This window comes from Streptomyces sp. NPDC086549, from assembly GCF_044746205.1.
GTDB lineage: Bacteria > Actinomycetota > Actinomycetes > Streptomycetales > Streptomycetaceae > Streptomyces.
Window position 1 is genome coordinate 593,011 of the sequence record NZ_JBIVBS010000001.1, and the last position, 13,786, is coordinate 606,796.

11 protein-coding genes and 1 tRNA gene are annotated in these 13,786 nt (G+C 70.2%); 5 read left to right on the forward strand and 7 right to left on the reverse strand.

Annotated elements, in window-relative coordinates; all coding sequences use genetic code 11:
• The first annotated feature begins 14 nt into the window (after nucleotides 1-14).
• A complete protein-coding gene (locus tag ACIPSA_RS02780; RefSeq protein WP_402628075.1) occupies nucleotides 15-368 on the forward strand; it encodes a hypothetical protein in 354 nt (117 codons plus the stop codon).
• A 61-nt stretch (nucleotides 369-429) separates the two neighbouring features.
• On the opposite strand, the gene ACIPSA_RS02785 is transcribed toward ACIPSA_RS02780, so the two are convergent.
• Nucleotides 430-501: transfer RNA gene (locus ACIPSA_RS02785), tRNA-Val, on the reverse strand.
• Between the two features lie 143 nt (nucleotides 502-644).
• On the opposite strand from ACIPSA_RS02785, the gene ACIPSA_RS02790 reads away from it, so the two are divergent.
• Together ACIPSA_RS02790 and ACIPSA_RS02795 are read left to right on the forward strand one after the other, a co-directional pair.
• The gene (locus ACIPSA_RS02790) at nucleotides 645-1,913 is read left to right on the forward strand and encodes a hypothetical protein (protein WP_402628076.1); all 1,269 of its coding nucleotides are present in this window, start codon (nucleotides 645-647) and stop codon (nucleotides 1,911-1,913) included.
• Nucleotides 1,914-1,990: 77 nt separating this feature from the next.
• Complete coding sequence (locus ACIPSA_RS02795; protein WP_402628078.1) at nucleotides 1,991-2,527, forward strand: DUF4383 domain-containing protein; 537 nt, start codon at nucleotides 1,991-1,993, stop codon at nucleotides 2,525-2,527.
• Here ACIPSA_RS02795 and ACIPSA_RS02800 read toward each other — a convergent pair.
• The 3 genes from ACIPSA_RS02800 to ACIPSA_RS02810 form a co-directional block, all read right to left on the reverse strand.
• Nucleotides 2,515-3,639, reverse strand: a complete 1,125-nt coding sequence (locus tag ACIPSA_RS02800) for an amidase domain-containing protein (RefSeq protein WP_402628080.1) — start codon at nucleotides 3,637-3,639, stop codon at nucleotides 2,515-2,517. The genes ACIPSA_RS02795 and ACIPSA_RS02800 overlap by 13 nt on opposite strands.
• 158 nt (nucleotides 3,640-3,797) lie before the next feature.
• Entirely contained in the window at nucleotides 3,798-5,084 is a 1,287-nt protein-coding gene (locus tag ACIPSA_RS02805) for a hypothetical protein (RefSeq protein WP_402628082.1), read from the reverse strand.
• 67 nt (nucleotides 5,085-5,151) lie between these two features.
• Nucleotides 5,152-7,347, reverse strand: a complete 2,196-nt coding sequence (locus ACIPSA_RS02810; RefSeq protein ID WP_402629447.1) for a transglycosylase domain-containing protein — start codon at nucleotides 7,345-7,347, stop codon at nucleotides 5,152-5,154.
• A 448-nt stretch (nucleotides 7,348-7,795) separates the two neighbouring features.
• Here ACIPSA_RS02810 and ACIPSA_RS02815 point away from each other — a divergent pair, with 448 nt between their 5' ends.
• Nucleotides 7,796-8,017 carry a zinc ribbon domain-containing protein gene (locus tag ACIPSA_RS02815; RefSeq protein WP_402628084.1) on the forward strand — a complete coding sequence of 74 codons (222 nt, stop codon included), beginning with the start codon at nucleotides 7,796-7,798 and terminating at the stop codon, nucleotides 8,015-8,017.
• 21 nt (nucleotides 8,018-8,038) lie between these two features.
• Here ACIPSA_RS02815 and ACIPSA_RS02820 read toward each other — a convergent pair whose 3' ends face one another.
• The 3 genes from ACIPSA_RS02820 to ACIPSA_RS02830 are packed head-to-tail and all read right to left on the reverse strand — an operon-like array spanning nucleotide 8,039 to nucleotide 12,752.
• Nucleotides 8,039-8,851, reverse strand: a complete 813-nt coding sequence (locus tag ACIPSA_RS02820) for an HAD family hydrolase (RefSeq protein ID WP_402628086.1) — start codon at nucleotides 8,849-8,851, stop codon at nucleotides 8,039-8,041.
• Nucleotides 8,851-11,562: a phosphoribosyltransferase gene (locus tag ACIPSA_RS02825; protein WP_402628087.1), complete on the reverse strand. Its 2,712-nt coding sequence runs from the start codon at nucleotides 11,560-11,562 to the stop codon at nucleotides 8,851-8,853. Before ACIPSA_RS02825 ends, ACIPSA_RS02820 begins: the two co-directional genes overlap by 1 nt.
• Nucleotides 11,563-11,585: 23 nt before the next feature.
• Nucleotides 11,586-12,752 (reverse strand): HpcH/HpaI aldolase/citrate lyase family protein, encoded by a 1,167-nt coding sequence (locus ACIPSA_RS02830; RefSeq protein ID WP_402628089.1) that lies wholly within the window; start codon nucleotides 12,750-12,752, stop codon nucleotides 11,586-11,588.
• A 185-nt stretch (nucleotides 12,753-12,937) separates the two neighbouring features.
• On the opposite strand from ACIPSA_RS02830, the gene ACIPSA_RS02835 reads away from it, so the two are divergent.
• Nucleotides 12,938-13,786 (forward strand): TerD family protein, encoded by an 849-nt coding sequence (locus tag ACIPSA_RS02835; RefSeq protein WP_402628090.1) that lies wholly within the window; start codon nucleotides 12,938-12,940, stop codon nucleotides 13,784-13,786.

Genomic DNA, 13,786 nt, shown 5'->3' on the forward strand with positions numbered 1-13,786 from the left:
CGTAGCATTGCCGCGTGGCTACGCCCTATGACTTTCCGAGTGACCTCCTCGCCGGTCAGGAGGAGCTGCATCAGGTCCGGGCCGAGCTGTCGGCCCTGCTGAAGCGGCTCCCCTGGTCGGTCCAGCCGCTGGACGGATTCAGTGACGACAACGCCTGGCGGAAGGTGGAACGCCCCGCCTCCCCCGGCTGGACGGCCGACGAACAGGCCGAGGTGGAGAAGCTGCGGCAGCGGGAGCACGAGCTCGCGGTGTTCGTGAGTGGTCACCGCTTCTGGGCGGAGGTCGCGGCGGCGGAGCGCATGGACGCCCGCATGAAGCTGAAGCACACCCGCGAGGACCGGGACGGGTACGGGGACGGGGACGGCTGACGCGAAGGCGACCGGAACGAGAAGACCCCGGCCGTCACCGGCCGGGGTCTTCTTCCTGGAGTGGGCGCGGACGGTTTCGAACCGCCGACATCCTGCTTGTAAGGCAGGCGCTCTACCCCTGAGCTACGCACCCAGGACGAGTCGACAGCCTACATTGCCGGGGGCACTGTCCCGCAAACCCGTATCGCGAACCGCGAACTGACCGGCCCGTGTGTTCGTCTTCAACGGGTGGGAGAATGACTCCACGCAGGGCGAACCACGGCACGGGAGAGGGATGTGGCGGCGACACCCCGAGGGGCCGGTGGTGGCACCCGGCGCTGGTTCGGCGGGCGGGCGGAGAGCCAGCGGGCCGAGGCTCAGGCCGCGAAGGACGCCGCCGCGGCCGCGTTCTACGAACTCGACACCGCCCAGCGTGACCTGCGGATCTCGATAGAGACCATCACGGCCGTCGACGACACCCCGGCGGCCCGGCGCGCCGTCTCCGACTTCGAGGCGCTGGGCCGCCGTATCGACGAGGTCAGCAACCGCTACATCGAGGCGATCGACGCGTACGACCTCGACAGGGACGACCTGGAGGCCTCCGTCGCCGCCCGGGCGCGCACCGAGCTGACCGCGGCCAAGGACGAGCTGGTCCGTGTGAAGCAGGAGCTGGACCGTTTCGGCAGCGGTCTCGGGCCGCTGCTCGGCAAGGCCGAGACCCAGCTGGCCCGCCTCGCGCCCGCCGTCGAGCGGGCCCGGCAGGCGCTGCTCGCCGCGTCCAACGCCCTGGACGCCGTGCGGGGCTCGGGGTTGAAGGCGGACGACCTCGCGGCCCGGCTGGCCGCCCTCTCCCCCGAGCTGACCAAGCTGAACCAGGGGGCCGGGCAGCACGGGGTGCCGCAGACGCTGGAGCGGGCCGAGCGGGTCCAGCGGGAGGCCGAGGCGGTCCGTGCTCAGGCCGCGCGGCTGCCGGAGAAGGCCGCCGAGATCGACCACCGGCTCGTGTCGCTGCGCACCCGGGCCCAGGCCCTGACCACCCGCGCCGGGAACGTCGACCCCGTACTGAGCGAGCTGCGGCGCAGGTTCGCCGCGGCCTGCTGGCAGGACCTCCAGCACGTGCCGGAGCAGGCCACGGAGAACGTGCGGCAGGCCGAGCTGAAGCTGAAGGAGGCGCAGGCCGCCCGGGACGCCCAGCGCTGGCCGGACGCCACCTCTCTCCTGTCGACCGTGCGGGCGCTGCTGAACACCACCGACGAGGCCGTGTCGGCCGCCGGTGACCGGCTGACGCGGCTGAACGCCGTGCAGAAGGACCCGCAGCAGGAGATCGACCGGACCCGGTTCGCGATCCGGGACGCCCAGCGGCTCGCCATGACGGGCCGTACGACGCCCGATCCCCGGCACGCCCGGCCGCTCGACGACGCCGTGGGCCGCCTGGAGCGGGCGATAGCCACGCTGGAGGGCCGTCACCCCGACTACTGGCACTTCCTGACGGAGACGGAAGCCGTACGGCAGACGGTGGCGCGGGTGGTGGCGCAGATCCGCGAGGAGCTCGGCGGGGCCCACTGAGCCGTTTGCCGCTGAGGCGTCGCGGGCGGATATTGGGACGTACGTGTGACCTCCACCAGCAAGCGAAGGAGGCGGACATGTCCACGCACTCAGTGCATGAGACGGGGCGGATCCGGCTCGACGACCACCTGCCCGTCGACCACCGGCTGAACAGGGTCTACCGGGTCGGGGCGGGCCTGATGGGCGCGTTCCTGGTCGTCTTCGGCGTCCTCGGTGTGATCCGGCACATCGGCTTCTTCGACACCGGCGGGAACAGCGTCGTCGGACTGAACACCAACGGAACGCTCAGCGTCCTGTCGATCTGCATCGGACTGCTGCTGTTCGCGGGCATGGTGATCGGCGGGAACTTCGCGTCCACGCTGAACATGACCCTCGGCATCCTGTTCCTGCTGAGCGGGTTCCTGAACCTCTCCCTGCTCGACAGCGGCTACAACTTCCTGGCCTTCAGGATCCAGAACGTGCTGTTCAGCTTCGTGGTCGGCATCCTGCTGATGTTCTTCGGGATGTACGGCAGGGTCAGTTCCACCCTGCCGCCCGACAACCCGTACTGGCGGGCCCGCCACCCCAACGCCGAGGCACCGGAGCGGCGGGACCGGCACGATCAGGTGCGGTAGGCGTAGAACGCGGCAGTCGGGTACGACGCGACGAGGCTCGCCACCGACCGGTTGTAGGTGTTGGTGGAGTGGTACGACACGTACGGCACGCCCTGCGGGCTGCGGTAGGTGACGATCATGGAGTGGTCCTTGGACCCGTCCTTGTTGAAGTCCATCTGCAGCACGTCACCCAGGTCCGCCTGGTAGACGTTGGCGAGGCTGGTGACCCGCTTGGAGGACAGGGCGAACCAGGAGAACTCGTTGACGCCGACGAACGAGTCCGACTGGATGTCGGAGTTCCCGAACCACTTGTGGAAGTCGTACGTGTAGCCGGGGACGTGCTTCCAGCCGCCCGCCTTCAGGGCCTGGCTGACGAAGTTGGTGCAGTCGCCGCCGTCCTGGTGCCCGTTGAAGTCCGGATAGGCGGGGTTGTAGTTGTTCCAGTACTTCGTCGCGTACGCCACCATGGCCTTGTAGTCGTAGCCGCTGGCGGTGAAGTTCTTCGCGTTGGCGGGCGCGGGCCACGTGGTGGCCGAGCGGGTCGCCTCGGGCGGGTTGTCGTCGGCGGGGCTGGCCTTCACGGCGACGGTCGGCTGCTTGGCCACCTGGTTCACCGCGATGTACCCGCTGTCCGTGTCGCGGACGTCGGTCAGCTGCCAGTTGCCCTGCTGGTCGGCCCTGAAGGTCAGCTCGTGGTGGGCCTGGAAGCCGGTGGTCTTCGGCTCCTTGCCCTTGACCTTCGCGTAGGTCAGCGTCGTGGTCTCGGTGACGTCGGCCTTGGCCGTGCGGCCGGTCACCCGCGTCGCGTCCAGCGTGACCTTGGTGCTGCCGGCCTTGTACTTCTCGCCCAGCTTCGCGAGGCGGGACTTGCGGCCGTGCAGCTGGCTCAGCGCGGAGGTCTCCGCCTTCGACTGGGAGGCGGACAGCTTGACGTCGCCGGAGAAACCGGACGTGGCCCGCTTGGTGTCGCCCCCGTCCACCAGGGCTTCCGTGCGGTCGGTGAAGACCGCGTCGGCCAGCCGCTGGAAGGTCGCCTTGGTCGCGGCGTCCACCGTCGGATCGTCGACCACCGCCGCGCCCGCGCTCCAGTTGGGCACCAGGGCCACGCCGGCGACGACCGCGGCGGCCGCCACCGAGACTATGCTCGCGCGGCGTCCCTTACTGCTCAATCTTCTAGATTTCAATGATGTTCCCCTCTACACCGGTACACCTACCGGGAGACGCATCTTCGCACGCCCTGTGCGGCGGTTGTGAAGGGGGTTACACAAGTGGAATGACCGGTCCGCGTACGTCACTTGACGACGGCGGACCAGTTCGACGGCGACTGCGCCGGGTCCAGGCTGCGCAGGTTCGCCAGGGTCTCCGGTTTCTGCACGTCCATCCAGTCGGCCAGTTCCTTGAAGGAGACGCACTTGACGCCCTTCTTCGTGCAGACGTTCTTCACGATCTGGTCGATGGCCTTCATGTAGATGCCGCCGTTCCAGTTCTCGAAGTGGTTGCCGATGAACAGCGGTGCGCGGCTGCCGTAGTAGACGCGGTTGAAGCCGGCCATGTAGGAGTCGACCGCCTGCTGCTCCCACTGGGCATACTCCGCCGGGTTGCCGTCGGTCTCGCCCTTGGACTGGTTGAACAGGAAGTTGAAGTCCATCGACAGGGCCTGGAACTTGTCCCCGTACGGCAGCAGCTGCAGCGGGAAGTCCCAGATGCCGTTCTTCTTCGTCGGCCATACCTGGAAGCCGCCCGGGGAGCTGGCGTCGTAGCGCCAGCCGTAGCTCTTGATGGCCTTCAGCAGGTTCTTCTGGCCCTCCAGGCAGGGGGCGCGGCCGCCGGTGATCTCCTTCTTGAAGTCGAAGGGCAGGGCCTGGATGTCCTTGAAGCCGGTGTTGGTCTTCCACTTCTCCACGATGTCGAAGAACTGGTCGATCTCCTGCTTCCAGTCGTCGACGCTCCAGTACTTGCCGCTGGTCTTGGTGTCGCAGAAGTGGCCGTTGAAGTGGGTGCCGATCTCGTTGCCCTCGTCGTACGCCAGGCGGAGCTGCTCCAGGGTGGTGCGGATGTGCTCGTCGGTGGCGTAGTCGATCGCCGCGGCGCCGGGGTTGTGCTGCGGCGGGTGGTAGAGGTCCTTCTTGGTCTTGGGCAGCAGGTAGATGCCGGTGAGGAAGAACGTCATGTGGGCGTTGTACTGCTTGGCCAGCTCCCGGTAGTGGGAGAAGAGCTCGTCGTCGCCCTGCAGCGCGCCGTCCCAGGAGAAGACGACGAACTGGGGCGGCTTCTCGCCCGGTTTGAGCGGTACGGCCTTCAACTCCCCCTTCTGGGGCCCCGTGTAGGAGGTCGAGCCGTCCCCGAGGATCTTCGTCTTGCCGTCCCACACGGGTTCCGTGGCCTTGGCCGACGGCTTGCCCTTGGCGGACGCGGCGGGAGTGGTGCTGTCCTGCCGGGTCAGCGCCAGGAAGCCGGCGACCAGCGAGGCCACCACGAGGAAGGCGGTCAGGGTCAGGACTTCCGGTCGGGTGGCGCGGCGCGGGCGGCGGCGGGCGCTGTCCCGACGGCGACGGCCTGTCGGCTGCTTCCTGTTCATGCGCGGCTCATTCTGGGAGGGAGGTGGGGGGTGGTGCGGCCACCGGGGTCTGCTGTGGCACCCGAGGTCAACCGAGCCCCATGGCCTTAGCCCATATGACGTACGGAACGCTGTCTTTGGTTGTACCGGCGAGGCCCTTGAGTGGAAGTGGTTCGAGGCTCTTGGCCAGGTCCATGCGGTAGACGACGACCGCGGTCGACACGGACTCGGCCGTGCCCGCGTACCAGGCGGCGGTGTCCTTCTCGGTGGTGCCGGCCTTCCCGCCCGCCGTCGTGGTGGCGCCGGTCCTCCCGTCCGTCGGCGCGGTGGTGGCGGCTTCGGGGTGGGCGGTGAGCAGGGAGTTCGTCAGTGCCTGGGAGACCTCCTCGGCCACCTGGGCGCCGACCGCCTGGCCCGAGGCCGGGGTGTCCAGCTTGACCGTGGAACCGTTGCGGGTGATCCGGCGTATCGAGAAGGGCTCGGTGTGCTTGCCCTCCGCGGCGAAGGTGGCATAGCCGCTGGCCATCCGGATCGCGCTCGGCGTGGAGTTGCCCAGGGACAGCGCCGGCACCTGCGGCCCCATGCTGGAGGAGAGCAGCCCGGCCGCCTCGGCGGTCGCGCGCACCTTGTCCAGGCCGGTGTCCATGCCGAGCTGCATGAACGGTGTGTTCACGGACAGGGCGAGCGCCTTGCCCAGGGCGATCTGGCCGTACGACTTGCGGTCGTCGTTGTGGGCGAGGACCCTCTTGCCGCTGCGGTCCCAGTACGGGCCTTCGGGCGTGGTGACGATGACGCCGTCGGCACCGTTGTAGACGGTCTGCGGGGTCACCTGTGTCACGGGCCCGGTGCGGGTCTTGTGGACGCCGTGCTCCAGACCGGCGGCGTAGACGAACGGCAGGAACGCCGAACCGGCCTGGACGGTGGCCGCGTTGGACTCGTTGAAGCCCTGCGTACGGTGGTCGGGGCCGCCGTACACGGCCAGGATCCGCCCGTCGGTGGCCACCGAGGCGGCACCGTAGTGCGCGGTCTCCGCGCCCTTGGGGTCGTTCTGCTTCGCCTGCTTGCGGGCCTTGGCCACCGCGTCGGTGAGCTCGGTCTCCCGTGTGCGGTCGAAGGTCGTGTAGATCTGGTAGCCGCCGAGGTCGAACTGTTTGTCCGATATGTGCCCGGACTTCTTGGCGTACTGCTGAGCCAGCTCCACCAGGTAGTCGCTCTGCTTGCCGGTGTCGTAGACCCGGGCCGACTTGAGCGGCTCGGGGAACGTCTTGTACTTGGCCCGCTCCGCCGGCGTCAGCTTGCCGATCTTGACCATCCGGTCGAGGATCCAGGACCAGCGCTCCACCGCGCGCTTGTGGTTGGCCTCGCTGAGGGTGGGGTCGTACAGGCCGGCGCCCTTCAGCAGGGAGGCCAGCATCGCGGCCTCGCTCGCGTTGAGCTTGCCGACGTCCTTGCCGTAGTAGGCCTGCGCCGCGCGCTGGATGCCGTACGTCCCGCGGCCGAACCAGCTGGTGTTGAGATAGCCCTGCAGGATCTCGTCCTTGCTCATCTTGTTGTCGAGCTTGAGGGCGATCATCGCCTCGGTGAATTTGCGGGTGACCGTCTGGTTCTGGGTCAGATAGACGTTCTTGACGTACTGCTGGGTGATGGTGGAGCCACCCTCGGTGTCCCCCTCTCCGACCGTCCGCCACAGCGCGCGGGTGATGCCCTTGAAGGAGATGCCGGGGTCGGAGTAGAAGCTCTCGTTCTCCGCCGCCAGCACCGCCCAGCGCACGTCCTCGGGTATGTCCTTGAGCGGCATGTTCTGCCGCTGCACCCAGCCGGTGCGGGCCATCGGTGTCCCGTCCGCCCAGAAGTACACGTTGTCCTGCTGCGTGGCGTACGTGTTCAGGTCCGTCGGTATGTCCGTGGCGGCGTAGGCGACGACCAGGAACAGGCCGAGCAGGCCGAAGGACGACAGCCAGGCGCCCAGCCACTGGCGCCAGGAGGGCACCCAGCGGCGCCAGCCGGTGCGGCCGGGGCGCGGGTAGAGGGGCTTGAGCCGGCGGGCGTACGGGGCGAGCGGGGCGAGCCGGGGGCCGACGGTGGCACGCAGGCCGACGAGGGCCGCGGTGACGCGGTCGCGGACGGAGGGGCGGGCACTGCGGCGGCGGTCGGCGCGACCGCCGGTGGCGGAGGGTGCCGGTGGCGGGGGCACGCGCAGCGCCATAGTCTCGTCGGCGCGTGGGACGTCGGCCTTGAGCTGCTTGGTCTCGTCGGCCCGGAGGGCGGCGACGTTCAGCTGCATGGTCTCGTCGGCGCGTGGGACGTCGGCCTTGAGCTGCTTGGTCTCGTCGGCCCGGAGGGCGGCGACGTTCAGCTGCATGGTCTCGTCGGCGCGTGGGACGTCGACCTCGGGACGGAGGGTCGCGTCCGCCTCCGGTGGTGGCTTCGCGGCTCCGGACCCGGCCCGGTCGTCGCCGTCCCGGTCGTCCGCCCGCTGCCATGCGTCGGTCACGACTGCGTCTCCCCTCGCATTCGGTCTTGCTCGCGCGGGTTGAGACTCAGCGGGTGGCACAGCCGCGGAGGGCGCGGCGCTACGAGCCCCCCCTACTTCCCCCGGTCTTACGGCTCCTCGCGGCCTGCCTAAATTATCAGCGATCTTTTCAAAATCTCCGCACAAGTATCGGACAGATTAGAACACTCATGAAATTCTGAGGTGTAGTGATTACCGTCACGCCGGTTAACCTGGGCGTATGCCTCGCTACGAGTACCGCTGCCGGACGTGCGGCGACACATTTGAACTGAGCCGCCCCATGGCACAGTCCTCCGACCCCGCCGCCTGCCCCGCGGGGCACGACGACACGGTGAAGCTGCTGTCGACAGTAGCCGTCGCGGGTTCGGCGTCCGCACCGGCCCCCTCGCCCAGGGCGGGCGGAGGCGGGGGCGGATGCTGCGGCGGGGGTTGCTGCGGCTGACGCCGCCGCCTCAGGAAGTTTTCAGGAAGGCCGCCGCACCGTCCGCAGGAACTCGCGCAGGATCCGCTCCCCGGCCAGCACGCCCCGCTCCGGCAGCGCGCCGATCGCCGCTGCCGTCCAGTCGGCGTCGGCCAGCTCTCCGTGCCCCGGGCGCCAGCCCTGGTCGGCCGCGAGCAGCAGATCGGCGTCGAGGAGGGAGTCGCCGGCGGCCAGGGTGAGATCGGCGCCGGTGCGGCGGGCGACCTCGCGGACGGCCGCGCTCTTGGTGAGCGGCTTCGGCACGGCGTAGATCTTGCGGCCCTGCAGGGACACCGTCCAGCCCCGGTTCTCCGCCCACGCCGCGAGCTCCTTCACCCACTCCTCGGGCAGCAGTTCGCGCTCGACGACGAGGTAGGCGAAGAGATCCTCGGCGACCCGGTGCTTGCGTACCCAGGACGGGTCGGCGGTCGCCTCCAGATGCGCGCGCACCTCATCCAGCGGCGCGCACTCCTCGGCCAGCCGGCCCAGCACCTGCGCGTGCCAGTCGGGGTCCGAAACGCCGTCCACCAGCAGGTGGCCGCCGTTGGCACAGATCGCGTACTTGGGCGCCGGGCCCGGCAGGTTGATGCGCTGGTACTGCTTGCGGGTGCGGGTGGTCGTCGGCACGAACACGGCCTCGTCACCGAGGTCGGTCAGGAGCCCGGCCGCCGTCTCCGTCATGTAGGACAGCGGCCTGCTCTCGTGCACCTCCACGCACAGCAGCCGGGGTGCCCGCGCGTCCGGCATGGTCAGGGCCAGGGCCGCGGAGGAGTAGATCAGCGTACGGTCGAGGTCGCTCGCCACCAGCACCGGCATCAGACCGTCACCGCCTTGCCGTCGGCGCCCGTCGCACCGCGCGTGTACTGGGGGTGGATCAGCCCGACGCAGGTGTACGGCAGTTCGCCGACCTCCTCGACCGGCACGCCTCTCTGGTCGGCCAGCAGGCGCACATGGTCCAGGTCGGCGCCCGCCCCGGCACGGGCGAGGATCCTCCAGGGCACCCGGCGCAGCAGCACCCGGGTGGTCTCGCCGACGCCGGGCTTGACGAGGTTCACGTCGTGGATGCCGTACTCCTCGCTGATCCGCTCGACCGCGGCCCAGCCCTCCCAGGTGGGGGTGCGGTCGGCGGCGAGGAGTTCCTTGACCGCCGTGTCCACGGCGTCCGTGACCTCGGGGAAGCGGGCGGAGACGGCGTCCAGGAAGGCCACCGAGACGTCCGCGCCGGCGAGTTCGCGGTAGAACTTGGCGCCGTGGAAGTCGTTCGGGCCGACCAGGTCGGCGCGCAGGACCGTGCGCGATATCAGGCCCGAGACCGTCGAGTTGAGGCAGGCCGACGGGATCAGGAAGTCCTCGCGGGTGCCGTACGTCCGCACGCAGGAGCCCGGGTCGGCGAGCACCGCGATCTCCGGGTCGAAGCCGGTGATCCCGTCGCCCGCCTCGAACTCCTTGACGGCTTCGGTGAGTTCGCGGGTGATGGCGCCCTTGCCGGTCCAGCCGTCGACGAAGACGACGTCCCGCGGGTCGTGGTGCGCGGCCAGCCAGCGCAGCGCGTTGGCGTCGATACCGCGCCCGCGGACGATCGAGACGGCGTAGTGCGGCAGGTCGAGTCCGTGCCGGTACTTGGCCCAGCGGCGCATCAGCACGCCGACCGGGGTGCCCGCGCGGGCCAAGGAGACCAGCACCGGGCGGGGCGACCGCTCGGCGATCACCGTCTCGGTGACCACGCCGACCGCGTGGGCGATCCGTTCGGCCGAGGCGTCGAGCGCCGCGTGGAACAGCTCCTGGTACTGCTCGCTCGGCTGGTACTCCACCGGCAGCGACTCGGCGTAGTGCGCGCCGCCGCTCTGGATCGCCTCCTCGCGCTCCTCGGTCGGCGCCTCCAGCGTCACGTCCGAGAGGTCCTGCAGCAGCCAGCCGACCTCGTCGGGGGCGTACGAGGAGAAGGCGGGACCGCGGAGGGGGTCGGGCAGCATGGCGGATCTTTCGTCGGAGGAGACGGCGACGTACGGGGGCTCGGGCACGTACGACGGTACGACGGCGAGCAGGACGTGCGGCGCATGTGCGGCCAGCTGGGCCAGCAGGCCGTCGGGGGCGTGCAGTTCGGGTGTGTCGGCGGCCGAGTCGACGACGGCGACGACGGCGTCGAAGCCGGCGCCCGCGACGTTGTAGGCGTAGCGCTCGCCGGGGCCGTCGGCCGGGTCGTCGTGGGCGGGGAAGACCAGGCGGCTGCGTATCGCGTAGCCGGGGTCGTCGACGGCGAGGACGGGTGAGCGGGTGGTGGTGGAGTACCGCACCTCGACGGCCACGATCTGTTCGAGCTCGCGGGCCAGCCGCAGGGGCGCGTACATCAGCTCCTCGAAGCCGAGGACGAGGACGCGGCGCGCGGCGCCGGGTATCGCCTCGGCGACCCGCGCGGCCATGGCGGGCAGGGCGCCCTCCAGGCGGGCGCGGTGCGCGGGCGTGAAGCCGTGCCGGCCGCCGTCGGGCAGGCCTCGGGGCCAGTGGAGCTCGACGCGGGTGATCCGGTCGTGGTGACGCCGGGCGGGACAGGCACCGCCACCGGCGGGCCCCTCCACGCCATCCGCCCCGCCGTCGGCGGCTCCGGCTGCGAAGGCGCCCGGAACCCGCCCCGCAGGGGACGTATCCACACCCGAGCCGACCGACCCGCCTCCGGCATCCGCCGCGCACCCGCTTGCCGCGGCCGGGACGGTGCCCGAGGACCGCGCTGCGTCGGACGCATCGGCGCCCGGCCCGGTGTACGGTGCGTCCCCGGCGAGGGGCGTCGCGAACGGCGTGCCCGGCGCGGCCGACTCGTACCGTGCGACCAGCTCCTGCCCCTTCTCCAGCACCCCCTCGGGAAGCCGTACGGTTCCCGAGGCGGCGGCGACCAGGTCCACGCGGGCGCCGATCTCGTGGGCGAAGGCCTCCAGGCGTCCGGCGTCCGCGGGTGAGCGCATGTCGACCAGCGCGACCACGACGTATCGTTTCCGCGGGTAGCGCTCGTGCAGGTCACGGATCGTGTTCAGGACCGTGTTGCCGGTGGAGAACTCGTCGTCGACGAGGACCAGCGGTCCGTCGCCGGCCAGCAGCGCCGGATCCTGAGGCAGCAGCAGGTGCGAGGTGGCGTGCGAGTGCGACTCCTCGAAGCCGCCCGCGGGGGCGACCCCGGCGACCGGGCGGCGGGTGGAGTGCAGGTAGGGGGCCAGGCCCAGGCCGTCGGCGACCGAGTGGCCGAGGCCGGTGGCGGTCTCCGCGTAGCCCACGACGACCGCCGTGGCCGCCTCCTCGTCGCCGAGGAGCTCACGCACCCTGCGGCCCAGTGCGAACCCGTGCCCGTACACCACACCGGGCGACTGCGGCACGTGCTTGCCCAGCACGTTGGAGACCAGCAGATGCGCCCGCTTGGGGTTGCGGCGCAGCGCGAGCCCGAGCAGGCCCGTCAGCGCGTCGTCGCCCACGAGTCCGACCCCGAGCCGCTCGGCGACCCAGGTGCCGGACCAGACCCCGTTGTTCACAGCCTTGTTCATGCGTTCCTTGTGTCGGTCGGTGGTCAGCCGGGGATCCCGGCGGCGAGCAGGTCCACGAAGCCGACGTCCTCGTTGGCGACACCGAACACCTCGGCGCGCAGCATGGTCCGCTCGGCCCAGGCGCGGTGCGGCTTCACCTCGTTCATCTTGTTCGTGTACGCCGACCTGAGTACACCCCCGCCGCCGCGTTCCGGCCGCAGAATGTCCTGGGCGTCACTGAACTCTTCGTGACTGACCACTGACAGTGCGTGCACCGGCAGGACGTGCGAGGGGTGGATGCAGGTCTTGCCGAGCAGTCCGTTGGCCTGGTCCAGGGAGATCTCCCTCAGCAGCCCGTCCATCGCGTGCTCAATCAGTCTCTCGCGCAGCTCCACGGCCTGTCCCTCCAGGAAGGGACTCTGCCGCAGCATCGGCTTGAACATGCGCTCCGGGACCCGGAAGTACTCCCAGACCGGACCGGTCACCGTGAAGCCGGTGCCGTCGGCCCGCCCCAGCATGTTCACCACGTCGGCGATCACGGAGGCGATGATCTGGACGTCGTACGCCGTCATGTCGGGGGCCCGGCGCAGCCCGTACGAGGAGCAGAAGTCCGTGACGCCGAGGCGCAGGGCCAGCACCCGGTCGCGGTACTTGTCGACCGCGCGGGCGATGCCCTCCAGGGCGTCCACGCGCGTTTCCCGGTACATCAGCTCGGGCGTCTCCAGCACCGGCATCCCGAACAGCCGCCGCCCGCTCGCCGTCTCGGCGGTGGCCAGGGCCTCCAGGAAGGGGATGCCGCGTTCCTCGGTGAACTTCGGGAACACGAATCCGGACAGCAGCCGGACGGTCGGGCCGAGGCGTCGTACGAGGTCGGGTATCTGCTCGGGGAAGCGGACCCGGATGAAGAGCAGGGGCAGGTCCACGCCCGCCCGTGAGTCGAGGTCGGCGAACTGGCGTACGAGGTTCGCCTCGCCCTCCAGGACGTCCTCGTCCCCGATCGAGTCCTCCAGGCACAGCACCATCGAGACCACGCCGTTCCCGGCCTGCTTGACGATGTCGTCGGCGAGTCTCGGCCGGGTGGCCGGGCTGTACAGCGTGGCGCCCAGGGCCGCGGAGAGCAGCCGGGCCGGGAAGTCGGCGGTGAACTCGCACGGCTCCTGGTGGAAGAGGCGCTGCCGCACCTCAGGGGCGATGTGCCCGAAATGACGCATAGGACTCCCCCGTGGCGCAAGGCAAGCGTGTGGATTCGATGGCAGGTGGCCGGTAATAGTACGTAGGGATCCATGTCATAGGTTCCCGCCAGGCGTGAATTTCAGGTAACGCCGACAAGCACAGCCCTGTCGGTTGTGGTTACCCCGCATTGTCGTGAGCAGGACCGAGAAGGCAGGATGACCGCATGACGCACGCGATGCTGAAGGGGTCGAACGTCCCGCTGGAAGCCACCACGGTGCGCGCCGTGCTGCGCTGGACGCCCGGGCAGGGGGTCCCGGATGTCGACGCCTCGGCGCTGCTCCTCGGCCCCGGCGGTCGTGTGCGCTCCGACGAGGACTTTGTCTTCTACAACCAGCCCCGGCACCCCTCCGGGAAGGTGTGGCGGCTCGGCAAGAAGCGGATCGCCGAGAGCCTCACCGACACGATCCAGACAGAACTCACCGGTGTCGAGACCGGTGTCAGCCGCATTCTGCTGGTCGCTTCGGCGGACGGCGTCGCGTTTGAACACGTACAGGCCCTGCGCATCCTGCTGTACGACGCGACGACCGCCGACGGTGAGCCGCTGGCCCACTTCGACATCAAGCCGGAGACGGGCGCGGAGACGGCCCTGATCTGCGGCGAGCTGTACCGGCGCGGCGAGGGCTGGAAGTTCCGTGCCCTGGGCGAGGGCTACTCGAACGGCCTGAAGGGCCTGGCGACCGACTTCGGCATCTCGGTGGACGAGTCCGAGGGGGCCGAGGAGCCGCCCCAGTCCCTGCCCCTGCCGCCGGAGCAGCCGACGGCGGTACCGACGCAGTCGGCCTACGGCTACCCGCAGCCCCAGACGACGACGGCCCAGCCCATGGCGACCCAGGCCCCGCCGGCCTACGGCTACCCGCAGACCACGAGCCGGCCCGCGTACGGCTATCCCCAGGCACCGGCCGCGGCGGCCACGTCGGCGCAGTCCGGCTACGGCTACCCGCCCCCGGTGACGACGGTCCCGGACCCGGACTTCGGGCTGCCCCCGCAGGGCCCGCAGTTCATCGGCCGCTGA